17 protein-coding genes and 1 pseudogene are annotated in these 24,273 nt (G+C 53.8%); 5 read left to right on the top strand and 13 right to left on the bottom strand.

Going from position 1 to position 24,273, the window contains the following annotated elements:
- Positions 1–2 precede the first annotated feature (2 nt).
- The 4 genes from EE949_RS25430 to EE949_RS25415 all read right to left on the bottom strand — a co-directional run bounded on the left by EE949_RS25430 (position 3) and on the right by EE949_RS25415 (position 4,344).
- Positions 3–1,016, bottom strand: coding sequence for a TRAP transporter substrate-binding protein (locus EE949_RS25430; RefSeq protein WP_122666829.1), 1,014 nt, complete (start codon positions 1,014–1,016; stop codon positions 3–5).
- A 55-nt stretch (positions 1,017–1,071) separates the two neighbouring features.
- On the bottom strand, positions 1,072–1,959 hold the full coding sequence (locus tag EE949_RS25425; protein ID WP_122666828.1) for a glucurono-1,5-lactonase: 888 nt from the start codon (positions 1,957–1,959) through the stop codon (positions 1,072–1,074).
- Between the two features lie 34 nt (positions 1,960–1,993).
- The gene (locus EE949_RS25420; RefSeq protein WP_122666827.1) at positions 1,994–2,821 is read right to left on the bottom strand and encodes an NAD-dependent epimerase/dehydratase family protein; all 828 of its coding nucleotides are present in this window, start codon (positions 2,819–2,821) and stop codon (positions 1,994–1,996) included.
- A 269-nt stretch (positions 2,822–3,090) separates the two neighbouring features.
- Positions 3,091–4,344 carry an OprD family porin gene (locus EE949_RS25415; protein WP_122666826.1) on the bottom strand — a complete coding sequence of 418 codons (1,254 nt, stop codon included), beginning with the start codon at positions 4,342–4,344 and terminating at the stop codon, positions 3,091–3,093.
- 470 nt (positions 4,345–4,814) lie between these two features.
- Between EE949_RS25415 and EE949_RS25410 the strand changes: the two genes are divergently transcribed.
- Positions 4,815–5,273: a metallophosphoesterase family protein gene (locus EE949_RS25410; RefSeq protein ID WP_122666825.1), complete on the top strand. Its 459-nt coding sequence runs from the start codon at positions 4,815–4,817 to the stop codon at positions 5,271–5,273.
- 118 nt (positions 5,274–5,391) lie between these two features.
- Here EE949_RS25410 and EE949_RS25405 read toward each other — a convergent pair whose 3' ends face one another.
- A complete protein-coding gene (locus EE949_RS25405) occupies positions 5,392–6,183 on the bottom strand; it encodes a substrate-binding domain-containing protein (protein WP_122666824.1) in 792 nt (263 codons plus the stop codon).
- A 316-nt stretch (positions 6,184–6,499) separates the two neighbouring features.
- Between EE949_RS25405 and EE949_RS25400 the strand changes: the two genes are divergently transcribed.
- From EE949_RS25400 to EE949_RS25385, 4 genes are read left to right on the top strand one after another with little or no spacing between them, the layout of a single operon-like run.
- Positions 6,500–7,591, top strand: a complete 1,092-nt coding sequence (locus EE949_RS25400; RefSeq protein WP_240350478.1) for a glycosyltransferase family 2 protein — start codon at positions 6,500–6,502, stop codon at positions 7,589–7,591.
- 45 nt (positions 7,592–7,636) lie between these two features.
- A complete protein-coding gene (locus EE949_RS25395; RefSeq protein ID WP_122666823.1) occupies positions 7,637–8,464 on the top strand; it encodes an ABC transporter permease in 828 nt (275 codons plus the stop codon).
- Positions 8,454–9,851 carry an ABC transporter ATP-binding protein gene (locus EE949_RS25390; protein WP_122666822.1) on the top strand — a complete coding sequence of 466 codons (1,398 nt, stop codon included), beginning with the start codon at positions 8,454–8,456 and terminating at the stop codon, positions 9,849–9,851. Before EE949_RS25395 ends, EE949_RS25390 begins: the two co-directional genes overlap by 11 nt.
- Positions 9,811–14,172 carry a glycosyltransferase gene (locus EE949_RS25385; protein ID WP_122666821.1) on the top strand — a complete coding sequence of 1,454 codons (4,362 nt, stop codon included), beginning with the start codon at positions 9,811–9,813 and terminating at the stop codon, positions 14,170–14,172. Before EE949_RS25390 ends, EE949_RS25385 begins: the two co-directional genes overlap by 41 nt.
- Here EE949_RS25385 and EE949_RS25380 read toward each other — a convergent pair.
- The 8 genes and pseudogenes from EE949_RS25380 to EE949_RS25350 form a co-directional block, all read right to left on the bottom strand.
- Entirely contained in the window at positions 14,169–16,721 is a 2,553-nt protein-coding gene (locus EE949_RS25380; protein WP_162873996.1) for a DUF7657 domain-containing protein, read from the bottom strand. The two genes, EE949_RS25385 and EE949_RS25380, sit on opposite strands and share 4 nt — an antisense overlap.
- Complete coding sequence (locus EE949_RS25375; protein WP_122666819.1) at positions 16,718–17,056, bottom strand: EamA family transporter; 339 nt, start codon at positions 17,054–17,056, stop codon at positions 16,718–16,720. Before EE949_RS25375 ends, EE949_RS25380 begins: the two co-directional genes overlap by 4 nt.
- Positions 17,053–18,069, bottom strand: coding sequence for a glycosyltransferase family 2 protein (locus EE949_RS25370; RefSeq protein ID WP_122666818.1), 1,017 nt, complete (start codon positions 18,067–18,069; stop codon positions 17,053–17,055). The genes EE949_RS25375 and EE949_RS25370 overlap by 4 nt, the downstream gene beginning before the upstream one ends.
- A gap of 202 nt (positions 18,070–18,271) precedes the next feature.
- On the bottom strand, positions 18,272–19,015 hold the full coding sequence (locus EE949_RS25365; RefSeq protein WP_122666817.1) for a class I SAM-dependent methyltransferase: 744 nt from the start codon (positions 19,013–19,015) through the stop codon (positions 18,272–18,274).
- Positions 19,016–19,238: 223 nt separating this feature from the next.
- Complete coding sequence (locus EE949_RS30390; RefSeq protein ID WP_431194227.1) at positions 19,239–19,952, bottom strand: methyl-accepting chemotaxis protein; 714 nt, start codon at positions 19,950–19,952, stop codon at positions 19,239–19,241.
- 141 nt (positions 19,953–20,093) lie between these two features.
- Positions 20,094–21,125: pseudogene (locus EE949_RS30385) on the bottom strand (methyl-accepting chemotaxis protein); the annotation flags it as partial.
- A gap of 304 nt (positions 21,126–21,429) precedes the next feature.
- A complete protein-coding gene (locus tag EE949_RS25355) occupies positions 21,430–23,319 on the bottom strand; it encodes a HAMP domain-containing methyl-accepting chemotaxis protein (protein ID WP_430735915.1) in 1,890 nt (629 codons plus the stop codon).
- Positions 23,320–23,722: 403 nt separating this feature from the next.
- A complete protein-coding gene (locus EE949_RS25350) occupies positions 23,723–24,184 on the bottom strand; it encodes a hypothetical protein (protein WP_122666814.1) in 462 nt (153 codons plus the stop codon).
- Positions 24,185–24,273 lie beyond the last annotated feature (89 nt).

The raw sequence follows: 24,273 nt of genomic DNA, 5'->3' as shown, positions 1-24,273 counted from the left end.
GCTTAGTTTTTCGCTGCGGCCAGGGCCGGGTTGGTCTGGACTGCTTCGATACGGCTGATCAGGTCTTTGTAAGGCGCGCCGAACTTGTCGCGTACCGGTTGGGTAGCGTCGTAGAAGGCTTTCTTCTGCTCAGGTGTCAGGGTGATGAACTCCACGCCTGCGGCCTTGAGTTTGGTTTCGGCATCAGCGGAAGACTTGTCCCACAGCACGCGCTCTTCGGCCTGAGCTTCTTTAGCGAGCTTTTTCACCAGTGCCTGTTGTTCAGGCGTGAGCTTGTTCCAGGTGTCTTTGGCCATCACGATTGGCTCAGGCAGGATCAAGTGCTCGGTGATGGTGAAGAACTTGGCGTTTTGATAGTGGTTGTGCTGGTAGTACGTCGGCGGGTTGTTCTCTGCACCATCGATTACGCCAGTCTGCAAGGCGCTGAAAATCTCGCCAGTGGCCATGGCGATACCGTTGCCGCCCATGTCGTTGATGGTTTCGATGAACACCGGGTTGCCTTGAACACGGATTTTCATGCCTTTGAGGTCAGAGATCTGACGCACCGGTTTCTTGGTGTAGAGGTTGCGAGTACCGCCATCCATCCACGCCAGTGCAACCATGTTGAAGTTCGAGTTGGTGATCTTGTCGAGAATTTCCTGACCGATTTCACCGTCGATAATAGTGCGCATATGCGCCTGATCGCGGAATACGAATGGCAGGTTGAAGACGTTCACGTCAGGCACCACCGGGCCGACAATGCCGAGGCTGACGCGGGTCATCTGAATTGCGTTGCTTTGTACTTGCTCAACGACTTCTTTCTCTGAGCCCAGCACGCCACCGGCGTACATCTTGAAGCTGATCTCGCCTTTGGACTGCTCTTCGAGCTTTTTGCCCATGTTCTGTTCGGCCACTACCGGGGCATAGCCGGCAGGGTGAACTTCAGCGAATTTGATTTTGACTTCAGCCTGGGCCAGGCCCGACATGCAGAAGGCCAGCGGAAGTGCTGCGATGAGAAGCTTGCGTTTGAAATCCATGGATAACTCCAGTTTTGTTGTTTTTGTGGTGCTGGTGGATTTGTTGGGTGAATCGTCAGCCCTTGAACGCAGGCTCCTCCAGGCCTTTGACTCCGGGTCTCAGGGCAAAGACGCCACCGGCCAGTGGCTGGTCGCTGATATCGCCACCGGGGCGAATCGAGGTTACATACAGTGTGTCCAGATTCGGCCCACCAAAGGCGCACATAGTGGGTTTCTTCACCGGAACGTTGAGTGATTGATCAAGCTTCCCGGTTGGCGTGAAACGATGGATCAGCCCGGCATCGTTACCGCAGATCCAGTAACAGCCTTCGGCGTCTACCGCTGCGCCATCGGGGCGGCCCAGGTAATTGTTCATGTCGACAAACAAGCGACGGTTATGAGGCGTGCCGCTGTCGATGTCGTAATCGAATGCCCAGATTTTTTGCACGCTCGGGTGCGAGTCGGACAAGTACATGATCTTGCCGTCCGGGCTGAACGCCAGGCCGTTGGGCACGATGAAGTCGCTGAGTTGCGCCGTGAGCGCTTCGCTCTGCCCGCCACCGTAACGATACATCGCGCCGACAGGTGCGCCTGCGGCCATGTCCATCAACATCGTGCCCGCCCAGAAACGACCTTGACGGTCACAGCGTCCATCGTTGAAGCGCATGCCAGGCAACGCATGCTCAACGCTGGCCAGAGCGATGCTGCTCAGGGTGCCGTCGGCTTGTTCGGTGAGGCGATACAGACCGTCTTCCATGCCGGCTATCCAGTCACCGTTCTCGGCACGAGCGATACAGGCGAGCATTTGCGGCGCTTTCCAGCTTTGGCTGCTGTCATCGGCCGGATCCCAGCGATGCAGAGTGCCCGCCGGGATGTCGACCCAATAAAGGGCCTGCTCCCTGGCGCTCCACACCGGGCTTTCACCCGTCGCGTTCTGTGCGTCGAGAATCAATTCAGCATCCATGTCGGCCTGTCCTCTTTATTGTTTTTATCGCTGTTCAGTCGTCGCCAAAAGGACCTGATGCGACGAATGCGCCGCCTTGATAAACCATGGCCGGGTCGTCGGCAGGTGGCATCGGTTGCGCTTCGACTTTGGCGCGAAACTGCTCCGAGCTATCCTTGGGGTGGTAGCCAAGGTGGGCTGCGTAACGGTTGTCCCACCAGACATCGCGGTTGGCGGAGGCGCCATAAACGATGGTGTGGCCGACATCCGGCGCATACAGCGAGCGCTCGATCAGCTGCGTCAAATCGTCGAAGCTTAGCCAGGTGCTCATCATTCGACGGTTTTGTGGTTCGGGGAATGATGAGCCGATACGGATGCTCACGGTTTCGATGCCGTAACGATCGAAATAGAAGCTGGCCATGTCCTCGCCATAGGATTTGGACAGGCCGTAATAGCTGTCCGGACGGCGCGGGGAGAGCGCGTCAATGGTTTCGTCCTGCTTGTAGAAACCGATGACGTGGTTGGAGCTGGCGAAAATAATGCGCTTTACGCCGTGACGACGGGCGGCTTCGTAAATATGGAAGACACCGCTGATATTCGCGCCGAGGATTTCTTCGAACGGGCGTTCTACCGACACGCCGCCAAAATGCAGAATCGCGTCTACACCTTCGACCAGTTGGTGAACGGCGTTTTTATCGGAAAGATCGCAGATGTGGACTTCTTCGCTGGCATCAATGGCGGGAGCCATTTCGCTGATGTCGGAGAGGCGCAGAACCTTGGCGTAAGGGCGCAGGCTTTGCCGAAGAACTTTGCCCAAACCGCCTGCCGCGCCTGTCAGTAGCAGACGATTGAAGGGATTTTGGGCGGTATGAGTCGTTGTCATGAGAGTCCCTTGCAATTCTTATTAGTTGTCATCTGTCGTCGTATGACTTATGCGGATTATTTGCAGTCGCCATCAGCTTTGTCAACGCGACTTAGGTCGAAATGATGGCTGGTAGTCACTGGGCTGCATAGGCCGCCCTGGTATTTACGGCGCGCACGGTCCTTTGACAAACATTGGACCTGTAGGAGCTGCCGAAGGCTGCGATGGGGCGTGTCAGGATAAAAGCTTCGCAGCCTCCGGCAGCTCCTACAGGGAGTAGAGTTTGTTACTTAAAGCAGCGACAGCGGATAACTGATGAAGATCCGGTTTTCGTCGAACTCGTTGGTGCTGAAGTCGCGACGAATGGAGGAGTTGCGCCACCGGAAGTTCAGGCTCTTGAACGTGCCACTCTGGACGGTGTACGCCAGTTCCGACTCACGGCCCCATTCCTTGCCATCAGTAATCGCCCCGACGTGAACATTGTCACCGCTGATGTAGCGGTTCATCAGTGTCAGGCCGGGCACGCCGAGGATTGCGAAGTCCAGGTCGTGACGCAACTGCCAGGATTTCTCCTTGGCGTTGTCATAACTGGCGTTGTAGCTATCGTTCGCCAGAGTACCGCCGCTGGTGCCGTTAACCCGGAACCAGCCGTCATCACCGCTGACTTTCTGCAGGCCCACATACAGCGTGTTGCCTTTGTATTTGGCCGAGAGCAAGGCGTAGGCGGTTTTGTTGTCCAGATCACCGGCCAGTTTGTTGCCGTCTTCTTCACCCCAGAAGTAACCCAGGTTGGCGCCGAGCGTCACGTCGCCAATCGGTTGGCTGTGCAGGACGTTGATGAATTTCTGGTTGTAGATGTCTTCCAGTTGGGCGTACCACAACCCGATCTGAGTGCGCTTTTCATTGAAGGCGTATTCGCCGCCGCCAAAGTTGAAGCGATCCGAAAGAAAAGCGCCCCGGCCATTGAGCGACATGTCTTCCATGCTTGCATCGTTACGCGGGCTGTTGCCTCTGAACTGGCCACCATACAAGGTCAGGCCATCCAGTTCTTTGGAGGTAATCTGCCCACCGCGGAACGTTTGTGGCAGCGATCGACCATCATCCGAGCGCAAGATGGGTAATACCGGCATCCATTCGCCGACCTTCAATTCAGTCTTGGAGATCTTGGCTTTGGCCGCAACGCCCAGACGCCCGAAGTCATCGGCTGGTCGGCCATCCTGATGTATTGGCAGCAACTGTGTGCCCCCCGTACCCCTGCCGCCATCGAGCTTCACCGAGTACATGCCCAGTACATCAACCCCGAAACCGACCACGCCTTGGGTAAAACCGGATTTGGCATCAAGAATGAAGCTTTGTGTCCACTCCTCAGCCTTGCTCTGCGCATTTGCCGGGTCAACAAAGTTACGGTTGAAGTAGGCGTTACGAAAAGTCAGTGTGGCTTTGGTGTCGTCTACAAACCCTTCGGCCATGCCCATTAACGGGAAAGTCAGGCCCATCGTGCCCAGCCCAAGAAGGACCAGTGAACGTTTGTTTTGAGATCTCATTATTGTTGTGCTCCCATTTTTTTGACAAAGCAGTCCTCCAACGGCCGTTGATCGGCCTGTACGGTGGAAGAATGCAAGGCGCCCCCATGCCGGGGCTTAAGACCTGAACCGCAATGCGGACGAGCCTTTACTTCGAAACGGAAAAACCGTTAGCGAATTCGATGAAAAGAGGATTTATCCCGGGCTTGATCGGGAGCGCGAATACAAGCTCTTACAGGACACGAGGTGTGCTGGTTGCTAAAGCGCGGACATTGCGGGGTTCGAACGAGGTTCGTCATACGTGTGCTTCCCTGATTATTTTTATTTTTGTTATCTGTCGTCGTACAACTTTTGGCGATATTTGCAGTCTGCCCTGCCTTTGTCAATAAGCCTTTAGGACGGGTTTGAGTAAGGGAGCGTACTCATCGGACGAGAGGCAGGAATACGCGATATGCTTCGACGCCCGTGTTTATCAACCTTGAGCCGTTATCATGAAAATAGGCCTGATATCCGACACCCATGGCCTGTTGCGCCCTCAAGCCCTGGATGCGCTTCAGGGCTGTGAGCACCTGATCCATGCGGGCGATATCGGTAATCCCGCTATCCTCGATACCTTGCGTGAGCTCGCGCCGCTGACCGTTGTGCGTGGCAACAATGACGAGGACGACACCTGGGCCAGCGATGTGCCTTATTCAGGTGTACTGCAGGTGGAGGGCGTAGGCATTTACGTGACCCACATTCTGGCCGACGTACCGCAACCGCTGCCCGATGATGTCCAGGTGGTCGTCGTCGGACACTCCCACAAACCACTGATCGAGCAACGCGACGGCGTACTGTTCATCAACCCGGGCAGCGCCGGGCCACGGCGTTTCAAATTGCCGATTTCGGTTGCCTTGCTGCACATTGATGAACAAGGCGTAAGGGCTGAGCTGATTGAATTGGCTGTGTGAAGCTGGAATACACCTTTGTAGGAGCTGCCGAAGGCTGCGATGTGTTTTTTCTGACTCGCCGCCATCGCAGCCTTCGGCAGCTCCTACAAATTGAATGGGCTCAGACCATCATGAGTGGCTACTTCGCCACCGGATCCAGTCCGCTTTTTTTGATCGCATCGGCTGCCGCCATTGAACCCAGGTATTCCAGCAGTTGCCGGGCTTGCTCTGGATGCGTGCTGCGCGAAGACACTGCGCCGGAATACAAGGTCATTTGCTGGGCCTGGTCCGGAATCAAACCAATGATGTCGATCCCTTCAACCTGCTTGAGCTCGCTCAGCTGCTGAAAACCGATCTGTGCTTCGCCACGGGCCACGACCTCACCGACTGGCGTCGCAGGGATCATGCGGCTTTTGCTTTGCATCAGCTCCCCTATATGCATCTGATTGAACAGCACCCGGGACAGGTAAACGCCACTGGCACTGTCTGAATAGGCGATGGACGTTGCATCAATCAACGTCTTTTTGAACGCTTCCATGGTGCTGATATCGGGCTTTGGTGCGCCGTGCTGCACAGCCATGGCGATGTAGGATTTACCCAGGTCGACGCGACTCTTGGGGTCTATCTGACCATTCTTGATGAGCTTGTCCAGGGCCGAGCCCACCATCAAAACTACATCGGCAGGTTCATTGCGGGCCAGACGATTGGGGATCGCTTGCGCTGTGGCGCCCATGGACGGTGCTGCCTCGGCCACCAGACGCACACCGGTACGCTGCTCATAGTCGCCGCTGATTGCGTTGAGCGCGCCCATGATGCCACCGGAGCTGAGAACGATCAGAGAGACGGGTTTGGCAGGTGTCGCGGCGCTGACGAAGGCCGCAGGAGAGAGGAAGAGGACAGCGCCAAGGAAGCATGAAAGAATTTTTTGCATGTGGAGATAGACCTTGCAGTGTAAGAAACCTGACGATTATGTGGCAAAGCCGACAACATTGCGCGGTTATCGAGCAGCCGGATCTCGAACGAAAGACAATTCCAGACGCAGGGGAAGTTAAGTAACTGATACAGTTTCTGTTTCAAGTTTGTAACACTTAAGGGCATTCGGGTTTAATTCGTTATCCTTTTTAGTCGTGCCGTCAACGACTTGGAAAACAAACGACCACTCATCGCTCAGTCAGACTTAAATCTATTTTGACTGCCACACTGGCTTACACAATTAGGCACTATTCTTTTATCAAGGTGATCCGACAATGATCAACGATCATTTGCCCGGAACCTCGTGCTGTATTCATGGCAGTTCGCGTGTAGATGAAAGTTCTGAGTGTTCCCTGAACAAAATTGGCGCATCTGAAACTTGCGCGGCGGTAGCGATGGCGTCAATAACCCATCGCGATCATGCCGCGGTTGAGCAACCGTCTATTAGTGTTTCAGTTCTGATACTGATGTGTACTTATAATGGGCAGTCGTTTCTGGAAAAACAGTTGCAGTCCATCAAGGATCAAACCTGTCACGACTGGCACGTTGCTGTTTCGGACGATGGGTCGGAGGACGCAACGGTCAATATTATCAACAGGTACCGTTACCTGTGGGGAGAGGATAAAGTCAGCCTGTGGCGCGGGCCTGAACGAGGCTTTGCACGTAATTTTATTTCAACCGTGTGCAATAAAAACCTCTCGGCAAGTTACTACGCATGGTGTGATCAGGATGATGTGTGGGATGTGCACAAGTTACAGGCGGCGCTGACGTGGTTGAAGAGCGTTCCCGAAGAGGTTCCCGCGTTGTATTTTGGCCGCACAGAGTTAGTTGATCAGCGCGGTGAGGCATTGGGTTATTCGCCGCTGTTTCGGCGTCCCCCTTCGTTTGCGAATGCTCTGGTTCAGAACATCGGTGGCGGCAATACCATGGTGTTGAACCATGCCGCGCGTTTGCTTCTGGAAAAGGCCGGACAAAATCTGGACATTGTTTCCCATGACTGGTGGGCGTATTTATTGATCACCGGAGTAGGTGGCAACGTCTTCTACGATGCCACGCCTTACGTTCATTACCGGCAGCACGGTGCCAATCTGGTCGGCTCGAATTCCGGCTGGTCAGCCCGAATGGTTCGGATACGCATGTTGTTTCAGGGCCGTTTCAGGCATTGGAATGCTGCCAATATCGCAGGTCTGGAAACGATCCAGCATAGCCTTACCGACGAAAATCGTCTCATCCTGGAAAAATTCAAAGCGCTGCGCGGTCAGCATTTCCCCGGTCGGCTATTGGGTCTGCGCCGCTCCGGCGTTTATCGCCAGACGCTGCTCGGTAATCTCGGCTTGTTGTTTGCCAGTGTGATTAACGAAATCTGACGGCGATGCTTCAAGGGTCATTTCAATAAGGAGCTTCGTATTAACGTGAACCCCCATCTTACGCCTGGGGCTGACCCCCTGAGTCTTATTCGCAGCCTGTGGCATTATCGTCAACTTATCGCTGTCATGACCAAACGAGAAGTCATAGGCCGTTATCGAGGCTCAATAATGGGCCTGGCCTGGTCTTTCTTTAACCCCGTCCTGATGCTTGCTGTTTATACCTTTGTTTTCTCGGAAATCTTTCAAGCGCGCTGGGTCGGTCAAGAGACCGGCAAAGGTGGTTTTGCGATCCTTCTCTTCGTGGGGATGATTGTGCATGGCCTGTTTTCCGAGTGCGCCAACCGTTCACCCACCCTCATTATTTCAAACAGTAATTACGTAAAGAAAGTCGTCTTTCCGCTGGAAATTCTGACCGTGGTGACCTTGGGGTCTGCAATGTTTCACACACTTATCAGCCTGGTGGTCCTGCTGGCTGCACAGTTTTTATTGACGCAACAGTTGCAAGTCAGCGCCCTGTTTTTTCCGTTGATATTACTGCCCTTGGTGATCGCCACCTCAGGTATCAGTTGGGGCCTGTCCGCACTGGGTGTTTATCTGCGCGATGTGGGGCAAGTGATTGTGGTGCTCACCACCGTATTGCTGTTTTTATCACCGGTACTGTATCCCGTGGCGGCATTGCCAGCAGCCTATCAGCCTTGGCTGAAACTAAATCCGCTGACGTACATCATTGAGGAAAGCCGCAATGTATTACTGCTGGGGAAATTTCCGCAATGGGACAGTCTGGCGACAGCGATGTTGATAGCGTTGGCGATTGCCGCTGCCGGGTTCTGGTTTTTTCAGAAAACCCGCAAGGGGTTTGCCGATGTCATCTGAAGAAAATGTCATCAGCGTGCGCGACATTTCCAAATGCTTTCATACCTACGAAAAACCTTTTGATCGTCTGAAGCATTCCATCATTCCCCGCCTGCAACGCAAACTCGGATCCCCTGTAACGTCCTATGGCAGAGAATTCTGGGCACTGCGCAATATCGATTTTGACGTGCGGCGCGGTGAAACCGTGGGCATCGTCGGGCGCAATGGCTCAGGCAAATCCACGTTGCTGCAGATTATCTGCGGGACTTTGACGCCTTCGGCCGGGGTCATACAGACCCACGGTCGGGTCGCTGCGTTGCTTGAGTTGGGGTCCGGCTTCAATCCGGAGTTCACCGGGCGGGAAAATGTCTATCTGAACGCTGCGTTGCTCGGTCTGGATCATGACGAGGTCGATCAGCGTTTTGATGCCATTGCCAGCTTTGCGGATATTGGTGAGTTCATTGATCAGCCGGTCAAGGCGTATTCCAGTGGCATGGTGGTTCGTCTTGCATTCGCGGTACAGGCTCAGGTCGATCCCGACATTCTGGTTGTGGACGAAGCGCTTTCAGTAGGCGACGCACGATTCCAGGCCAAATGCTTCGAGCGGCTGCGGCAGTTGAAGAGCAATGGCACCAGTATCTTGCTGGTGACTCATGCCAGCGAACAGGTGGTCACTCACTGCGACCGTGCCGTTCTACTGGAGCAAGGGAGGGTCGAGATGCTCGGGCCCGCGAGGCCGGTGATCAATCGTTATCTGGATATCCTCTTTGGCCGGGATAAACCTGCAGACGTGCTTGAGATTTCCCCCCCGAAAGGGTCGCCTGTACCTGACCGTAGCTTAGCCAGCGCACCCTGCGTGACGCTGCTCTTTGAACGTAACGCCTATGCCTCTCGTGACGGGTTCAACCCGCATGAATATCGGTGGGGTGACGGCGCCGCCAGCGTGCTGGATTTTCAACTGATCGCCAATGGTCAGCGGTTCCCCTCGCTTATCGAACCCCAGGCCGAAGTGACTTTGCATCTGGCCATTCGTTTCCACCGAATGGTCATCAATCCGATCCTTGGTTTCACCATAAAAACCAAGGAAGGCGTAACCGTCTATGGCACCAACTCCGTGCTGCTCACGTGCACAGAGACGCGGGGCCTGGGTTCGCCTGGTTCCGATGCCATTGCCTGCCTGCGGTTCATCAATCGGCTCGCCAGCGGCGACTACTTCATCTCCGTTGGCATTGCCTCTCGTAAAGGTGAGGACGTCATTCCTCATGATCGTCGTTACGACTCCATTCATTTCGTCGTGCCTTCAACCCCGCAAGCGCTAGGCCTTATAGATCTGGCCGCCACTATGGATATCGATCAGGTGCCTGAACATGATCAAGCTTCAAGAGAAGGGATACCGCTTCAATCCTGAAACCGGCATATGGGTGCGTGAAGATTATCAGGGGCTTGCTTATAGCGATGGTGACGAAAGCGAGGAGCGTCTCGCACACATCATTCGCGATGCCGATGACCTTTCAGTGTTATCCACAGAGCTCAGCGAGCATTGCACTGATTGGGCGTCGCTTTATCACCTGGGGACGGCGCGGGGTAACATTCTTCGTCCTTTCGAAGCGTCTCTTTCTTGCGGTCGCGTGCTTGAAATTGGTGCCGGTTGCGGTGCGATTACTCGCTACCTTGGAGAATGTGGCGGTTCGGTTCTGAGTCTGGAGGGCAGTCTGCGCCGTGCGCAGATTGCCGCCAGCCGTACTCGGGATCTGCCGAATGTGAGGGTTTTTGCCGAGCGTTTCGATGATTTCATGAGTGATGAGCAGTTTGATGTCGTCACGCTAATCGGCGTACTGGAATATGCCAGTGTGTTCAGCCGCGACGAAGACGCCGCACTCAGTATGCTCAAACGTGTTCGCGATTTTCTGCTGCCGGAGGGCAAGCTGATACTGGCTATCGAGAACCAATTGGGCCTGAAGTATTTCGCGGGTGCGCCAGAAGACCATATCAACGTCCCTATGTATGGCATTGAGGGCCGATACATAAAGGGTCAACCGCAAACCTTCGGGCGCAGAAGACTGGAAAACCTGCTGCGGATAGCGGGCTTTGATCATGCTGAGTTTCTCTATCCGGCCCCCGACTACAAACTCCCCAACTCGATAACCACCGAACAGGCTTTTGAGTCGGAGTCATTCGATGCAGCAGCGCTGGCATGGCAGAACGTCAAAAAAGATCCTCAGCTACCGGGTGTGACCGGCTTCAATCTGGAGCGTACCTGGCCTGTGGTGATTGAAAACGGACTGGGTTCAGAGCTGGCCAACTCCTTCTTGGTCGCGGCCAGCCGCACCGCTGCGCTGATGGTGAACCCCGATATTCTGGCGTACCACTACAACACCAGTCGAAGGCCTGGCCTCTGTAAGGAAACACGGTTTGTCAAAACGACAACCGGCATTGAGGTGAGTCATGTGGCCTTGGCCAGCGCAACAGAGGAAGCGCATGGGGGCGATTTTCGCCAACGCCTTTCCAAAGTAGATGCGTACATCAAGGGCAAACCGTTGAGTCAGCGATTCCTCAACATTGCGACCACACCTGACTGGAATATTCATGACTTTGGCCTGTTTCTGAATCAATACCTGTGCGTATTGAAAACTCTGCTTGGCGTAGAGAACCAGCCGCTTGCACTGACTCAGGCATCTGAAAGGCTCCCGGATACATTTATTGATGCCGTTCCCCACAATATCCTGATTGCTGAAAATGGCACGCCATCACTGATCGATGTTGAATGGGAAGTATCCGGTGGCGTGGAGTTGGGGCATCTCCTGCTGCGCGCATTGTTGTTGCTGATTGCCAATGCAACTCCATTTCACCCGAGCATCATGCCGCCCAGTCGCCGTTTTTTTATCGTGGATAGTTTGCGCAAAGCGGGCATCCTGGTTTCAGACGATGACCTGACCCGCTACATCGACCGTGAGGCACAATTTCAAGCTTTTGTAACGGGACGTGCGGCCAGTGAGTTTCTTGATTGGAAGCCCAATGAGCCGATCAATCAGAAGGTGGTGCCTGTGCCGGCACCGCTGCACGCCAAGCTGTATTACAGCAATGGCGATGGTGAGTTCAAAGAGTCCGCCTGCATCGCACAGTCGTTGATTCCAGGGCATCAACAACTGCATTTTTCATTTTCAACGATCCCCACGCGGCTCCGGCGTTTAAGGCTGGATCCGGTTGACCAGAAAGTATCATTTGCGCTGGATAACGTGCGGCTGCTCAGGGGCGAGAACGAAGTCTGGGCATGGGATCGGCATATCGACAGCCTGATCGCGACCTCTGGAGTGATGAGGGTCGAAAAGTCCGGGGTGCCGGTCTTCTTTTTGAGTCTGGATGATGATCCTTATCTGGAGTTACCGGTTGATCTGTCTTTCATTGAAGACGTCGAGCATCTCAGTCTGCACCTTGATCTGGTGCTGTACACCGATGAGGTCATGGCCAGGCTGGTCAGTGTCGAGCTCAATACCATCAGCCAGTATCAACAGGTATTTCAGAGTTCGCTGGCGCCGCTGGCCGAACAAATCCAGGCGCTGAACAAGAGCGTAGGGGAACTGGGGCGGGTCACCGCCGAAAGCGTTGTTGAAACCGATCAGCATACTCTTGAGACCATCGAACGCCTGCTTGGCAATCAGAGTGAAATTGTCAGTCAGCGTGATGCGCAGATCGAGCTCCTCAAGCATGCCTTACTGACGCAACAGATTGACAAAGACACCCTTATTCATCGTTTGAATCTGCACATCATCGCGCTCGAAACTTCATACAGTCGCAGGCTTGCAGCGCCCGTGCGCAAATCGATCGGTGCGATCAGACGCGTCAAACGCCTCTCGGCAATGGTCCCCATGATGGTCCAGCGTGGTGGCGGGCTGACGGAGACTATCGGTCGGACCGTTCGCGTTCTCAGGCAGTACGGCGTCAAGGGGCTCGTCGATCGGGTGCGCTGGTTCAGCGGCACCGATCATGGTCAGAACGAAAACCTGTTGGCTCCCGAAGTACCCAGCCGCCACGACTATGCGGCCTGGATCGAGCGCTATGACACGTTGAGCGTCCAGTCGCGCTGGGAGATAACCGAACATATCCGCACCTGGGATAAACAACCGCTGATTTCCATCATCATGCCGGTGTTCGATCCTCCCCTGGATTTACTGCGGGCTGCCATCGACAGCGTGCGTTATCAGCTATATCCCCATTGGGAGCTGTGTATTGCCGATGACGGCTCTACCAACCCTGATGTTCGAGACTACCTTGAGCAACTCCAGCACGACGACCAGCAGATCAAAGTGGTTTTTCGCGAACACAATGGTCACATCTGCGCAGCGAGTAACTCGGCGATGGAGCTCGCCAGCGGGGACTATCTGGCGCTGATGGACAACGACGATCTGATCGCAGAACACGCCTTGTATTGGGTGGCGCGCACGGTCGTGGAAAATCCCGAGGTCGGGCTGATCTATTCGGATGAAGACAAGATTGATCTTCAGGGCAATCGCAGCAGTGCTTATTTCAAGCCGGACTGGAATGCGTTCCTGTTTCGCTCGCAGAACATGATTTGCCACCTTGCTGTCTATCGGCGCGATATTGTTGAGCAAGCCGGGGATTTCCGTCTGGGGTTCGAGGGCGCGCAGGATTACGACCTGGCCATGCGCTGTATCGAATTGCTGAGGCCGGACCAGATCGTGCACATCCCTCGAGTGCTATATCACTGGCGAATTCACGAGGGCAGCACCGCTCAAGGCGGAGATCAGAAGCCGTACGCGGCAGAGGCCGGAGTCAAAGCGCTGAACGAGCATCTGCAACGTCAATCCATGGCTGCTCACGCAGAGTTACTGCCCATGGGCATGTATCGGGTTCGTCATCGGTTGCCTGATGTTTTGCCCTTGGTGAGTCTCATCATTCCAACGCGCAATGCGCACGCGCTGGTCAAACAATGCATCGACAGCATTCGACAACTGACGACCTATAAAAACTACGAAATCATTTTGGTGGATAACGGCTCAGACGATGAAGCGTCGCTTCGTTATTTCGCAACTCTTGAGACCGAAGCCAACGTTCTCGTGTTGCGCGATGAGCGTCCGTTCAATTATTCAGCACTGAATAATCTCGCGGTAAGCCAGGCCCGCGGCGAATTAGTGGGGCTGATCAATAACGATATTGAAGTCATCAGTCCGGATTGGCTGGAAGAAATGGTGTCGCTGGCGGTGCTGCCAGAAGTGGGCGCCGTGGGCGCTCGCCTCTGGTATCCCGACGACCGCCTCCAGCATGCTGGTGTTATCGTCGGGGTAGGCGGAGTCGCCGGGCACTCACACAAATACCTGCCCAAAGGAGAGTACGGCTATTTCTGTCGTGCTTCATTGATCCAGGAAATGTCCGCTGTCACGGCTGCGTGCATGGTTATCAGAAAGTCAGTATTCGAGCAGGTCAACGGGCTGGATGAGGTCAACCTCAAAGTCGCTTTCAACGATGTCGATTTCTGTTTACGCGTCCGCGAAGCCGGTTACGTGAATGTGTATACGCCGTTTGCCGAGCTGTATCACCACGAGTCAGCGACTCGAGGTGCGGAAGACACGCGCCGCAAGAAAAAGCGCTTCAAGCGCGAGATTGATTACATGCTCGCCAGGTGGCCAGAGATCAAGGTGGATTACGCCTACAACCCCAACCTGACCCTGGACCATGAAGACTTCGGCCTCGCGTGGCCGCCGCGGGTTTAGTTGACTGTGAAGACGCTCCAACCACTTAGCGACGTCAGAAACGACAAGCTTGCGTTCGCAGCCAATGCTGTTTTCTGAGCGTCCGTCGCAAGCACCACCTGTGCACCTGACAGCCGGAAATCAAAGCCCTGGAGTTTTACAGTAATCCTCACTATATCGGGATTCGGGTTATCGATTACGACGTTCTCGCGAGCGTCCTGTTTCCCCGTATATAAAACATGTTGATACCGGTTGTGAGTATTTGACTGACTGTTTGAGGGATCAAGTCGTGACCACAGGGACTTTTGTGGGTAATAAAAAACACCGTTCACGATAGGTACTCCAGCAGCAGCCAGAAACATCGGGCTGACAGGGTTATCCATCATCAGGACTTTTTTGTGTTTGAGTACATCAGCCAAATTCATGCTGTTCCCGGCCGTTCCCGCTATGTCTATTGAGCGAGGCGCGATATTCACTGGATTGAAAGTCGCGGTGGTAGCCAGTGAAAGCGCCAGGCTCGTGACGATGAAGCTTTTTAAGTTTCGTGTGATCAGGAAGTAACTTATTGCGGCAACAGTAAAGAGCATTGCGGTCATGATGGGCGGGGTGAGGCCGGTCAGCAGCGAGTTGTCTAATTGCCTGATGTTTCGGTAGATGATGTATACCCAAAGCAGAGCAGTTGCGGCAGCTATTCCCGATACTGTAGCCCCGGGAGCCTTTGGTTCACCTTGCCTGCTGCTAGAAAATAGCAGGTGCGTAAGCACTAACGTCGCAAGACCCAAGGCAAGGTCGGCACGGCTCGCGGGGACATGGCTCCACAGCAAGATTTTCGACAGGCCGGCAGGTAGGCCGACGAACATATAAAAAAGGATAAATCCGGTCATCAGCGTGACTGCCCATTCCAGAGCATCAAGCGGCTGATAGATAGCACGAAGCACCAGCAACACGCCCAGTGGCAGCAGCAGGTAATAAAATGAAGCGATCTCGCTTTGGTTGCTAAAAGTACTGCTCAGATGGTTCAGTGTTGAAATATTGGTGAAGCCGCGCAGCAGGACAGGTAGCGTCATCTCTCCACCCGTCGCCATACGTTGTCCCGGATAGACCGTCTGAGCCATTGTATGAATCGCATTATTGGCATCCATCCACCAGGCGCCCACCATTACACCGGCGATGCTCATTGCACAGATAAAGGTGATCACTCTGCGGCCTGTAAGCGCGCTGTATAATTTCTCTTTTATCAGAATGCCAATCGTCAGCGCGACGAAGACGTAGCCTACGGTAATTTGCCAGGCAGGGTAGAGCACGAAGACAAATCCGGCGCCTGCAATACCTAGCAAAATACCAGATAGCAATAATGTGTAGGCCGAGGTGGTATTTAATATTCGCAAAACACACAGAAAGATAATGCAGGGGAAGAAGACAGTGTAAGCCGGCCAATTTGACCATCCCACAATGTAAGGGGCGCAGCAGAAGAGTCCGGAAAACAGAAAGCCTTGTTTCCAGTGAGCGGCTGAAAGCCTGTTGAGCGTATAGGCCAAAGCAAGAAAGCAGCCCACAATCGAAAAGCACCAATTCCAGGAAAGTGCTCGTTTCAGATCAAACAGAAAAAAACCCCAGGTCGCGGGTTTCGCAAGGGCTGAAATATGAGCGACCGGAGCCCCCGTCATTCCTACGACCAACATATTCTGACCATCTTCGCCTATGTTTTTATTCACAATGGGAAATCGTGGTTCATGCTCGTATTGCGCAATTGCAAGCGGAGTGATAACTAACCACTCATCACTTCTTATTGCCTGGTAGCCGGCCATGATGTTAGTGCCATTGACATTAATGAATGGCGCGCTGGTTTGACCTAGTTGCAGTGAGGAGCCTGTTAGCCCAATGCTCACAAACACGAACGACACCAGCAGGACCGCCAGGCTGAAAAAAGATGGCTCCGATAGCTTGATTCCGAATTTGCGTCTGATCAGCCCATTCAGTTGAGTTGACTTAATGAAGCACGTCACCAGAAATATCAGCGCGCAGGCTATTGTCAGCTTTACGCTCCGTATGAGGTTTTTCTCGTCTCGAGGAGACGTCGTGATCGAGACTATCTGCGAAGTGTCTGAGGTTGCGAGCTTGACTGGGCTTTCTGATCCTGTTCGAGCATCAACTGAGACGTTGTATTGTCCTTTCTTGACCTCGTCCGGTAACTCGAAGGATACCTTCCACCCGGTATCCAGCCAGTCGGCACGGGCTGTGCTGCTTGCGACGTCAGGTCTGGCAAAGTGTTCAAATGCACCTTCGTAAACGATTTTTTCATCGAAGTAGATGCTGATCGTAGTGAGTTGTTTATTGGCCAGGTTTTTAGCAGCCCATCCAAGTGCGGTGATGCGTTGACCATCGAAGGTAATCGAGTCTACGTGCCCCTGTCCTTCAATGTTCGCTCCGTTGGGTGGTGGAGCAGCCCACACGCTGGTGGACGCAAATGCAACGATGCCTAGGGCGATAAGTCCGCGCAAAGGCTTGTAATACCTAAAAACCATTCGAGTTAAAAATGTCATTGTTCGCCTTTCATGAGTTGTCTTCATGATCTCACCGCAATGACAATACCCGCGATGATCAACGCTACACCGATGAAGTATTGAGGTTGAAATTTCTCACCCAGCAGTAGATGGCTGGCCAAAGGCACAATGACGAAGGCGATAGCCATCAGCGGGTATATTTTTCCGAGTTCTACTTTTTGCAAGACCCATACCCAGCCGACAGTCGTGAGCCCATACAACATCAATGCGATAAAAAAATAAGCCATCGTGGAAACATCGAAAAATGTACCTGCTCTGTGCAGTGATGTGGCGCTGAGTTTGAAAAGTATTTGCCCCGCCGCTAGGCCAAGGACGCAAAACAAGGCAATTAAATAGGTCATGAGTTCAGCGTTCTTTGTGAGTCGGATTTATTAATGTAAGGGCGCCTTAGATGCCGTGGGCGTTTCGGTATCGACTGCACGTCGTAACCGATAAAGGCGAGGATGAACTGAGTGCCTAACAAAACAGGCAACGCGGAAAGCATCACGGTTCCTGCAGAGGTCACGGTTCCAGTATGAATTGAATCCAGCCAGTGCCACAGGCCAAAAATAGTACCGAATAGCAGCAGCAGGACACCTAGCGGTAGCTCAAAAGATGCCAGCGACATGTCGCGTAAGTAGTAGTTGTAAAATATTCGCTTGAGGGTGTTACGAGTATTTTTAACCAAGAACTCACCTGCGATTCGGGAAATTTTCAGGTTGCTGATTTCGTCGGCATACTGGGCGTCCATTGGAATATCAATGACCACAGCACGCAGAGTGTTGAGTCGAAATAACATGTCTGTTTCGAAAAAATAACGAGCGCTTATTTTAGTCAACGGTAAATTTCTGGCCACGTCGGCATGAATCGCGGTATAGCCGTTTGTGGGGTCAAACAGGTCCCAATAGCCGGAGGATAATTTGGTCATGAAAGAAAGTGCAGTGTTCCCTAACAGGCGTGCGGTAGGCATCTGTCGTATTTCTTCGAGATTGTAGAAACGGTTCCCTTTGGTGTAGTCCGCTTCACCCGATAAAAGAGGTGCGATGAAATCAGGTATCAAGGCGGGATTCATCTGGCCGTCGCCATCGACTTTGACAATGATGTTCATATTGTCCGCCAGCGCCGCTGCATATCCGCTCATCACTGCACCGCCAACCCCCCTGTTTTCGGGATTGAAAATGACCTTCACACGTGGATCCGTACAATGCTCGTTGATGAATTGGCCCGTGCCTTCAGGGCATTTATCATCGACGACATAAATGCGGGTGACTTCGCGGCCGATCAATTTAATGACGGAGAGTATGTGTCGACATACCTTGAAGCACGGGATTACAACCGCGACTTTGGGTTCCAGATACGGCAGATTTGACGTCATTTGATTGGCAGCCTTCTATTCCTAAAATCATGTTTAATCGATTCAGAAAAACAAACGCTAATGCCAAGGAGCGCTAATCTGCGGGTGCCTGTTTACTATACATCATACGTAAAGAAGCATGCTGCCACTGGGTGCTATGTAAAGTTAACAACAAAGGTGTCAGTTTTATTTACACTTTCAATGTGTTAGTCCATCGTTACAGTCAGGTGTGAGAAGCAGGTTTGCCAAGGATGGTGTTGAATGAAAAGAATAGATTCAGGTCAATGGAGGGGACTGGGAGGGGCCACCAATGTTCCTGAGCGTGATCGAAGTAATGGCGCAGTATTGCAATAAGATTGTTGCAGGGGTTCACATGCTCGCGTGCCATGACGTAATCGTATGCAATCCCTTGGGCAATCGCGTTTTTGCGAGGCCCTAGATGGCGACCGAGCCGCCATGCCATACCAGGGTCGGTAGGGATCAATATGGACAGCGTCCCTCCGGGTTTCAGCACTCTCATCCACTCCTTCAGGGCAAGGTGAGGGTGATAAATATGTTCTAGCACATGGGTGGCTATCACACGATCAAATGTGTTGTCCGGGTAGTCTAACCGTCCGCCCGTCTGTACTTCGAACAGCAGTTTTCCACGGCCTGTACCTGAAATCTTTGCCTTTGCTACCTCAAGGGTTTTCTGATCCATATCACTGAGCGTGTACTCCCCGAATCCATGCTGGACGAACGCCAGGTGTTCCCCCGTGCCGGCTCCGATCTCAAGTACCTTTGAGAAATAGTCTGACGAGGTAAAGTCTTTCTCTACTAGCCGGTGGCTGGCGCGCATCACGTAGGCCTGCAAGGGACTGGCGTAATTGGAGTCATCGTAAACTTCCGAGAAGCGCGCTCTGTATTCGATCCACGCCTGATCTTCGTTTTCTGTCTGCACTTTTTTCTCCACGAATGAAAGTGTCATCAAGCGGATACTTCATCGCGTCAGTACACAGGTTCGTCAATATAGTCGACAGAAGGGATATCGGCATTGTTGGAGCGACGAAATGTTGCGCTGCTCGGGCAGGTGTCTGCGGTGTATTTTGTTGAGTCGAAATAAGCCCGGCGGAAGCCGGGCTTTAAGGGCAGAGTGAAGTATGAAATCCGCCTAGTATCGATCAGCGAGAGCTGACAGTATCCAGCCGTTATCAAATCCTGAAATGACTCACCATCGTCTGCAATTGATTACCCAAACGCGCCAGCTCAACGCTGGACGCTGCGGTTTCCTCGCTCGCTGAGGCAGTCTGTTCGGAGATGTCGCGAACGCTGATGATGCTGCGGCTGATTTCTTCAGCAACAGAGCTTTGCTGTTCGGCGGCTGCGGCGATTTGTTGGTTCATGGCCTGAATGCTGGAGACTGTCTGGGTGATGCTACCCAGCGAGGTCCCGGCTTTGCGGGTCAGGGCGACGCTGCTGTCGGTCAGCTCGCGGCTGCTGAGCATGATGGTCGAGACCTGACGCGTGCCGTTTTGCAGGCCGCTGACCAGGCTTTCGATTTCTTCGGTCGATTGCTGGGTCCGTTGCGCCAAGCCACGCACTTCATCTGCCACGACGGCAAATCCACGACCGGCTTCGCCTGCGCGCGCCGCTTCAATGGCGGCGTTGAGGGCCAGCAGGTTGGTTTGCTCGGCAACCGCCTTGATCACGTCCATGACCTTGCCGATCTTGTCGCTTTCCTGTTCCAGCTGAGTCATCGCATCGGCGGAGCGCACCACTTCAGAAGCCAAGCGCTCGATTTGTGCGATGGCTTCACCGACGACTTTGTCGCCTGCGCGGGCTTCGCTGTCGGCTGCCGAAGCGGCCTGGGATGCTTGTTCTGCGTTGCGGGCAACTTCCTGAACCGTGGCCGACATTTCATTCATGGCGGTGGCAACCTGGTCAGTCTCGACTTTCTGGCTGTTGACCCCCGCGCTGGTCTGCTCGGTCACTGCGGAAAGTTCTTCGGCAGCGCTGGCGATCTGCGTGACGCCATCACGAATGCCGCCGATCAAGTCGCGCAGGGTGCTGCCCATGCGCTGAATACCTTGCTGCAATTCGCCCAGTTCATCACGGCGGGTCACCACGGCACTGTGTGTGAGATCGCCGGAGGCAATGCGCTCGACAACATTCAGCGTGTCCCGCAGCGGACGGTTGATCTGTTGGGTGATGACGGCTGCCGCAAGTGTGCCCAATACCAGTGCCAGCAGCGTGCAGGTGATTTGCAGGGTGCGTGCCTGACTGGTGTTCTGTTCGCGAGCATTGAGCTGGAAGTCGTACATCGCGTCACTGGCCTGGGTGATCGCGCGCCCTTGTTCAAGGGTTTCTTTCGTGGCGTCCATGACATCCGCATTGGCTGCTGTGAAGCGCTGTACGGCGGCGCGGTAGCCGATCAGCGACGTTTCGAGCTGCTTGAGCTTGTCGCCATGTTTGGTGCCGAAGGTCGTGTACAGTTGCTCCATGCCCTTGAGTGCTGCGTCGAGCTGGCGAAACGCGTTGTCCTTGGTGGTCGTCGTCGCGTTGCCGGTATAACCGCGGACTTCGTAGCGCACCAGTGCCAGGTTTTCCTTGGCCTTCATGATGTCCTGATAGGCAGCGAAGCGTTCATCACCAGAAGGCATCTGCATCACGTCATCAAGGATCTGACCAATCAGCTCTGCGCCTTTGACGGCATAGACACCCATCTCTTTGCGTACCGCGGCGTCGGTTTTGTAAGCCTCGCGCATCTTGCTCAGCGACTTCTGATAATCAGCGGTCAGGCTACTGATCTTCTGCAGGCTGCCCAGATTGGTTGCGCTGGCAAACACTGTGGCGAGGCGTTTTTGTTGCGCATCGAACTCATCCAGTGCCGTTTGTGCCACGGCCGCGCTTTTCTCGTCGCCCTTATCCACCACGTATTGAAGGCGTGCGGAGTTCACGTCGTCCAGCAGGGCGTTGAGTTGGGTGATGTCGACCATCCTGTCGCTGCGTTCAATCAGCTTGCTGACGCTGCTCCAGCCAGTAGCGGCTAGCACGGCAGTCAGAATCAGCACTACGCCGAAACCCAGCGCCAGTTTCATTTTGACGCTGATATTTGCAAACCACGTATTCATGACACTCCTTGGAAATCTTGCCAAAGCTGCAGTAAGGGAGCCAGCGATAGAGATGAACGGACGACGCTGATCACTGATCGAGGCGCTAGCCTGAAACAAATTGATATATATGAATGTATGAATACTAAAAATCGTGGCGCTTGGCCATCAATTTTTTGGCGTCATTTTATCGATGCCGTTGGGATGATCTTGCAAAAACGTGCTTCAGAAACGCTCAAGCCCGGCATTTAGCCGGGCTTGAGGTGTATTGCGAGGTGCTGACTGAAAAGGGTCAGACCTTGAAGTGACTCACCAGCATTTGCAGCTGATTGCCCAGGCGGGCGAGTTCAACGCTGGACGCGGCGGTCTCTTCGCTAGCCGAAGCGGTCTGCTCGGAAACATCGCGCACGTTGATGATGCTGCGGCTGATTTCCTCGGCCACTGCGCTTTGCTCTTCCGCTGCGGCAGCGATTTGCTGGTTCATGGCCTGAATATTGGAAACCGTCAGGGTGATGCTTTCCAGCGATGTACCGGCCTTGCGGGTCAGCGTCACGCTGCTTTCTGTCAACTCGCGGCTGCTGAGCATAATGCTCGACACCTGACGAGTGCCGTTCTGCAAACCGGCAACCAGCGCTTCGATTTCTTCGGTGGATTTCTGTGTGCGCTGCGCCAGACCGCGGACTTCGTCAGCGACTACCGCAAAACCGCGACCAGCTTCACCGGCACGCGCCGCTTCGATCGCCGCGTTGAGGGCCAGCAGGTTGGTTTGCTCAGCGACGGCCTTGATCACGTCCATGACCTTGCCGATTTTGTCGCTTTCCTGCTCAAGCTGAGTCATTGCGTCAGTGGAGCGCACGACCTCGGCTGCCAGACGTTCAATCTGCACGATGGCTTCGCCGACAACCTTGTCACCGTTGCGTGCTTCTTTATCGGCGACCGAGGCCGCGTGGGAAGCCTGCTCGGCATTACGGGCAACTTCCTGCACCGTGGCCGACATTTCGTGCATGGCCGTTGCGACTTGATCAGTTTCGACTTTCTGACTGTTAACACCCGCGCTGGTCTGCTCGGTGACGGCGGACAGTTCTTCTGCTGCGCTGGCAATCTGTACAACGCTGTCACGGATATTGCCGATCAGGTCGCGCAAGGTTGTACCCATACGCTGGATACCTTGTTGCAGTTCGCCCAATTCGTCGCGACGCGTCACGACCATGGTGTGCGACAGATCACCGGAGCCAATGCGCTCTACAACTTCCAGGGTGTCTTTCAATGGACGGGTGATCTGGCGCGTGATGATCACGGCAGCCAGTACGCCGAGTACCAGCGCTAGCAGGGTGCAGATCAATTGCATGTTGCGTGCGTCGGCGCTTTCGATGTCGCGACGATCCAGCTGGATTTTGTACATGTCATCGCTGAGTTTGACGATGGTCGCACCTTGGGTCGTCATGTTCTTGCGCAGTACAGCGAGGTTGCCAATGGTGGTTTTGAACCCGACCAAAGAGGTGCGGTACTCGCCCAGCTCGGCTTCCAGCTGTTTGAGACGGTCAGCTTGGACGCCGCTGAAAGTCGATTGAGTGGCTTGCAGACCTTTGATCGCGTTCTCGATCTGGTTCAGCGCCTTTTGCTCATTTTCAGGCGTGGTGTTGCCGGTATAACCGCGAGTTTCATAACGCGCGAGCATCAGGTCCTGTTTGACTTTGCTGATGGCTTGATACTGTTCGAAGCGGCGTTCGTCGTCTGCACCCAGGTTCAATACATCAGCGTAGAGTTGATCGACCAGCGCATTGCCTTTGTCGGCATGAACGCCCATTGCCTCGCGTGCGCTATTGCTGGCCTTGTAGCCCGCGCGCATTTCGGCGAGGCCTTTTTCATATTCGGCGATTACGGTGCTCAGTTGCTTCAACAGTGCAATGTTTTCCGGGCTCTTGAAGCTTTTCAGCAGTTTTTCCTGCTGAGCCTTGAAGCCATCCAGGGCCACCTGAACGGTCTGAGCCACGGTGTCGTCACCGTCTGCCACCATGTATTGCAAGCGCGCCACGCGCAATTTGGTCAACTGAGCGTTGAGCTCGGTGATGTCACTCATCCAGTTGCTACGGTCAATGAGTTTGCTCAGGCTGTTCCAGCCAGTCAGAGCAAGGATGGCAGTAAAAATAAGCACGAGCCCAAAACCGAGGGCGAGCTTCATATTGACGCTGATATTGGCGAACCAGCTGTTCATTGTGTTTCTCCACGAGTTTTTTTTGCTTGGAAGATCAATCACAGCCGGAGCGTTATTTTTTTAAGGCAGCGAGACATCTGTACAACACCCTATCGGCAATGGTTTACGAACCTGAATGACCGATCGTCAAAAAGTAATGCACAGTTTCAAGCAGTTGTTTGATCAACAGTTTTTAATCGCGGAAAAGTTTTTAAGTAGATATCGGACATCATATTTGTTGGGCTAATTATCACGCGGATAATTGGATCCAATTATCTTTAGCAGAGCTTGTTGGTCCGGCGGCTTTATATATACCCCTATGATCACAAGGCTTTATTGCAGACAAAATTAAGCCCGGCCAAAGCCGGGCTGTTTGAAGAGCAGAATAAAATCAGCTCAGACGATTTGCACCGACGTGGTCAGCACCATCAGCAGCGAGACGATTTGCACCGACGTGGTCAGCACCATCAGAAGTCAGACGATTTGCACCGACGTGATCAGCACCATCAGCAGCGAGACGATTTGCGCCGACGTGGTCAGCACCATCAGAAGTGAGACGGTTAGCACCGACGCGGTCAGCGCCATCAGCGGCGAGACGGTTAGCACCGACGTGGTCAGCACCATCAGAAGTGAGACGGTTGGCACCGACGCGGTCAGCGCCATCAGCAGCGATGCGGTTTGCGCCGACGTTGGTATGAACTGCACCGCCTTCAGCCACAACGATGACCGCCGGAGTAGGGTCGATCAGGTTGGTGTCGTTGTTGCCTGGAAGGCTTGGAAGCTGTGGAGAAGCGAAAGCACTTGAAGCCAGTACGGAGAAGGCCAGGCCGAAAATCAGTTTTGAAGTTTTCATGGTAGTTGCTCCAGATCGGGTTAGTTGTTAACTCGGTATGGAGGCAATGCTACGCCGCTCAGATTTATTAAGAAGTCAATGCTATTGGT

The organism is Pseudomonas viridiflava, from assembly GCF_900602065.1.
In the GTDB taxonomy this organism is placed as follows: domain Bacteria; phylum Pseudomonadota; class Gammaproteobacteria; order Pseudomonadales; family Pseudomonadaceae; genus Aquipseudomonas.
This window is presented reverse-complemented; position numbering and strand designations above follow the sequence as displayed.